The 5,428-nt window shown below is 30.3% G+C and carries 5 protein-coding genes; 3 read left to right on the top strand and 2 right to left on the bottom strand.

Annotation, left to right across the window (positions count from 1 at the left end):
• The 3 genes from KGF52_RS20160 to nhaC all read left to right on the top strand — a co-directional run.
• Positions 1-163 (top strand): glutamate mutase L (locus tag KGF52_RS20160; RefSeq protein ID WP_227841409.1); only part of this gene is annotated, 163 nt, incomplete at its 5' end.
• Positions 148-1,212, top strand: a complete 1,065-nt coding sequence (gene orr, locus KGF52_RS20155) for an ornithine racemase Orr (protein WP_227841407.1) — start codon at positions 148-150, stop codon at positions 1,210-1,212. The genes KGF52_RS20160 and orr, both read left to right, overlap by 16 nt.
• A gap of 29 nt (positions 1,213-1,241) precedes the next feature.
• A complete protein-coding gene (gene nhaC / locus KGF52_RS20150) occupies positions 1,242-2,663 on the top strand; it encodes a Na+/H+ antiporter NhaC (RefSeq protein ID WP_227827848.1) in 1,422 nt (473 codons plus the stop codon).
• Between the two features lie 134 nt (positions 2,664-2,797).
• Here the strand turns inward: nhaC and KGF52_RS20145 are convergent, their stop codons facing one another.
• The gene (locus KGF52_RS20145; protein WP_227841406.1) at positions 2,798-4,153 is read right to left on the bottom strand and encodes an APC family permease; all 1,356 of its coding nucleotides are present in this window, start codon (positions 4,151-4,153) and stop codon (positions 2,798-2,800) included.
• A gap of 36 nt (positions 4,154-4,189) precedes the next feature.
• The gene (locus tag KGF52_RS20140; protein ID WP_227841408.1) at positions 4,190-5,410 is read right to left on the bottom strand and encodes a M20 family metallopeptidase; all 1,221 of its coding nucleotides are present in this window, start codon (positions 5,408-5,410) and stop codon (positions 4,190-4,192) included.
• Positions 5,411-5,428 lie beyond the last annotated feature (18 nt).

The raw sequence follows: 5,428 nt of genomic DNA, 5'->3' as shown, positions 1-5,428 counted from the left end.
TAAAGAATTACTATTTCCAAAGGAAAAAACAAAGATATTGATAGATAGTGACTATATTATGGCTTCTATGGGTGTTTTGTCTAAAAAATACGAAGAAGCATCTCTTAAGCTCCTACTAAAAAGTTTGAACTTCAAGGAGGAAAGATTATGTACCCTAGATTAGAAATAGCTATAGAAAAATTAAAACATAATGCTAAAATAATTTTACAGAGTTGTCATGAAAGAAACATTAAAGTATCTTTTGTAACTAAATCATTTTGTGCACAAAAAGAAATAGTAGAAGCAGTATATAGTGAAGGAATAGACTATATAGCAGATTCAAGAGTTCAAAACTTAAAAAAATTACAAGATATAAATTTACCTAAAATGCTGATTAGAATACCCATGATAAGTGAACTAGAAGAAGTTATCAATTATTGTGATATAAGTTTTAACTCAGAATTAGAAACTATAAAGAAATTAAATGAGTTATGTGAAAGTAAAAATATTATTCATAATATAGTTCTTATGTTTGACTTAGGAGATTTACGAGAAGGTTACTTTTATGAAGAAGACCTCTTTAATAGTATAAAAGAGATAGTAAGATTAAAAAATATTAAAATAGTTGGTATAGCTACAAACTTAACTTGTTATGGAGCTGTTATACCATCTAAAGAAAATATAGGTAGGCTAGTAAGTATAGCTCAAAAGATAGAAGGTAAATTTGGAATAAATCTAGAAATAGTATCAGGAGGTAACTCAAGCTCTATACATTTAATGACAAGTAATAATATGCCAGAAGGTGTTACTAATTTGAGAATAGGTGAATCTATTCTACTTGGTAGAGAAACCGCATATGGCAAAAATATAAATGGGACATATCAAGATGTATTCAAATTAATATGTCAAATAGTTGAATGTAAAGAAAAGCCATCAGTTCCTATTGGCGAAATAGGAGTGGATGCTTTTAGAAATAAACCTGTTTATGAAGACAAGGGAATCTTAAAAAGGGCAATCATAGCAATAGGTAAACAGGACATAAATATTGACTCTTTAATTCCAATAGACACTGATATAAAGATATTAGGGGCAAGTTCAGACCACATGATATTAGATGTAAGTAATACAAAATATGACTATAAATTAGGCGACAATGTAGAATTTTTATTAACTTATGGAGGTATCGTGTCATCTAGTACGAGCGAATATGTTTCAAAAAAAATTATAGTGTAGTGTTCAAATAATTAGGAGGAAATTATTTTATGAAAGAGCGAGAATGTAGAAAAGCAAATCTGTTTGATGCAATGATACCAATTACTTGCTTGATATTATTTTTAAGTTTAGGGGTATTAATGTATGGCTCATCACCTCATGTACCACTAATAGGAGCTGCAGCAGTAGCAGGACTTGTGGCTGTATATAGGCTTGGATTTAAATGGAAAGACCTAGAATTAAGTATGTTCAATAGTATAAAGATGGCAATGCAAGCAATCTTAATCATAATTATAATAGGTGTACTTATAGGAACTTGGATAGTAAGTGGAGTAGTTCCATGTATGATTTACTGGGGACTAAAAATTTTATCACCAAATATTTTTTTAGTAGCATCAACGCTAGTATGTGCAATAGTATCTCTTGCAACAGGTTCATCTTGGAGTACAATGGGTACAGTAGGTGTAGCACTTTTAGGAATTGGCCAAAGTTTGGGTATGCCAACTGGATTAATAGTTGGTTCTATAATATCTGGAGCTTACTTTGGAGATAAACTATCACCTTTATCTGAAACGACTAACTTAGCTCCAGCTATGGCAGGAACAGATTTATTTACACATATAAAATATATGCTATATTCAACTATACCATCATTATTAATTTGTTTAGTAATTTATGGTGTAATCGGAATGAAGTATTCAGGTCAAGCATTAGACATAAAACAGATAGAGTTAATTAGGTCTACATTAGATTCTACATTTAATACTTTATCACCAGTATTATTATTAGCTCCAGCAATAGTAATTGGATTAGTTATATTTAAAGTTCCTGCGATACCAGGGCTTATAGTAGGTGCTGTATTAGGAGTATTGTTTGCAATAGTTTTCCAAGGAGAATCTATGAATGTAATATTAGACGCAGCACAAAATGGATATGTTTCATCAACACAAATAGAAGAGGTAGATGCTTTATTATCTAAAGGTGGGATTATGAATATGATGTCCACTGTATCTTTAACAATATGTGCTTTATCTCTTGGAGGTATTTTAGAAAAAACAGGCATGCTTGAAGCAGTAGCTTCTTCTTTACTAAGATTAGCAAAGGGTGTATTTGGAACAGTATTATGTACAATGGTAACTTGCACGGTTACTAACATAATAGCAGGTGAACAATACTTATCTATAGTTATACCAGGAAGAATGTATAATAAGGAATATAAAAAGAGAGGTATACACCCTAAGATGTTGTCAAGAGCTTTAGAAGATAGTGGAACTTTAAGTTCTCCACTGGTACCATGGAATACATGTGGAGCGTATATAACAGCAACATTAGGGGTATCTGCATTAACATATGGTCCATATGCATTATTAAATATTATAAATCCATTGGTATCTCTAGCATTAATTGCATGTAAGTTTAAAATAGCAAAAATAGAAGATGAACCTGAAACTTGTTTGAATTTTGATGTTTGATTATAGTATTTAATATATGTTACTTATTAGAAAAAATAAAGACCTAAACTTTGTGTAAATAACAAAATTTAGGTCTTTATTGACTTTTTCTATAAATTTAAAATAAAAAAGAATGTCAAGTAATCTATAAAATATTACTGAATTTTTTCTCTTGGAATATACAATTTTGAATCTTCTGATTTATTTTCGCACTCACATTCATTTTTTTTATTTTTTTTCATAAGTACATATAAAGGTGCTATCAATAACATTGCTCCTAGTCCTATCAAAACCCTATTTTGAGTTATAGGTTTTGACATATCTTCAAGCCAAGCTTGTTGTAACAACCATAAACTACCTAATATAGCTACTGTTGGTATAACAGGACCAAAAGGAATTTTAAATGAAGCCTGAATATCTGCTCTTTTTCTTAAAACTATTACTGATAAACAAGTTGGTATGTATTGAGCAAATCTGGCAATTACACTCATTACTGCAAGCTGTTCAAAACTTCCAGTTAATACAAGTGGTATACAGAAGATTAAAGACATTATTATTGCTACATATGGAGCATCATATTTATTTGTTTTTCCTATAAATGCTGGAAGAGAACCTTCTTCTGCTAGAGCAGAGCCACATTTAGGAGTTACTATTGAAGAACCTATATTTATTCCAAATATAGATATTAATGTTGCTACAGATATAAAGACTTTGCCATAATTACCTAAAAATACGCTTGAAGCGTCTGCGATTGGAATACTATTTTCAAATAGTTTGTCTCCAAGTATACCCATACAGACAACTTGAATTAAGATATAAATTATTGCACATATAAATATTGTAGTTATTAATGCTATTGGAAGATTTTTTTTAGGATTATCCATTTCTCCACTTGCTACAACAAATGATTCAAATCCAGTAAACGCGTAAAATACTAATATTATAGCTGGTCCTATACTGGAATTTACAACATTACCTGAAGGAACAACATTATCAAATTTTATAAAGAATATTCCGATTATTACAAAAACTATTAATGGTACTAATTTAGCTATAGTTATTACATTATTCATTATCTTTGTGCTTTTAATTCCAAATAAGCTGTTTATTGAAAGTAATGTCACTAATGTCACTGCGATATACCCTTTATATTCAGTAGCAGCTTCTGGCCAAAATGCGCCTAAAGCTGTTGCAAATCCTACTGCTAGTGTAGACCATGATATGATTCTAATAACCCAAGACATTGTGCCAACTTCAAAACCTATAAAATCACCAAATGCCTTTTTGGAGTATAAATATGCACCTCCATTTTTGTCAAACATACTTCCAGCCTCTGCAAAACATAAAAGTATTGATAGAACTAGAAGTGTAGCAAAAATATATATAAATATACTGTTTTGGCTTGCTAGATTGTAAACTTTACCTGGTAGTAAGAATATACCTGAACCTATGATACTATTAATTCCTAATAATATCATACTAAATAACCCTAATTTTTTAGCTTTTTCCATATTAATTTATCTCCTATTCTTTTATTAATTACCATATTAATTAAAATATAAAGTATTCATTACATGCATCATAACTCCTATTGGCAGACAATCCTCATCTACATTAAATTTAGAGGTATGAAGAGGTGAAGTCAGCCCTTTTTCCTCGTTTTTGCACCCTAAATGGAAGAAGGCTCCTTTGCAATGTTCTGTATAAAAAGAAAAATCTTCTCCACCTAATGAAGAGTTTGTTCTCAGTATAAATTTTTCTTCTCCAAGTAATTCCTTAGTATTTGAAATAACAGTATCTACTAATTCCTTTTCATTTATAACAGCAGGGTAATTTTCGTCACTCACATATAATGTTCCAATACATCCAAATGCAGATGCTGTATCTTCAACAATTTTAGTAATCTTATTAATTACAAAATCCCTTGTCTCACTATTTAAAGTTCTCAATGTACCTTCTAATTTTACATCTTCACATATTACATTATGTGCATCACCACCATATATTTTGCCTATAGTCAAAACTGCAGCATTATTTGGTTCTAGGTTTCTACTTATTATGGTTTGTAGTGATGTAACAATTTGTGAAGCTGTGACTATTGCATCAATACCATTTTCAGGGTATGCACCATGAGCTCTTTTACCCTTAACACTTATTTCTATAGTATCAACACTTGCATTTAATGTGTCGTATTTTGTTTCAATAAATCCTGTTTTAATGTGTGGCATGACATGAAGCCCAAATATATAATCAGCTTTAGGGTTTTCTAAACACCCGTCTTCAACCAAGAATTTTGCTCCACCAAAACCTTCTTCTGCTGGTTGAAATAAGAATTTTACATTTACATTTAGACTATCTTTCATTGAATGGAGTACTTTACATGCTCCAAGTAGCATTGTTGTATGCGCATCATGACCACAAGCGTGCATTTTTCCATTATGTATTGATTTGTAAGGTATATCGTTTTCTTCTTCTATAGGAAGTGCATCCATATCTGCTCTTATACAAATAGTTTTATCTGCATTTTCCTTTAAAATGTATGCCATAATTCCATTGTGTTTTGTAAATTCCATATAATCAATTCCTATTTCTTTTAAATAAGAAATGACTTTTTGTTTTGTAAGATTTTCCTCAAGAGCTAATTCTGGAATTCTGTGTAATTCTCTTCTAACATCTATTAACCAAGGTTTTATAGAATTACAACTTTCTATTACAAAATCTTTTTCTAATTCTTTAACTTGATTTTCTAATTTTAAAGCTGGTTGCATTTTTATTCCTCCAATTGC

It is taken from the genome of Clostridioides sp. ZZV15-6597 (assembly GCF_020657815.1).
In the GTDB taxonomy this organism is placed as follows: Bacteria; Bacillota; Clostridia; order Peptostreptococcales; family Peptostreptococcaceae; genus Clostridioides.
The sequence above is the reverse complement of the archived record's forward strand: the minus strand, read 5'-3'. Positions and strand labels throughout refer to the sequence as shown.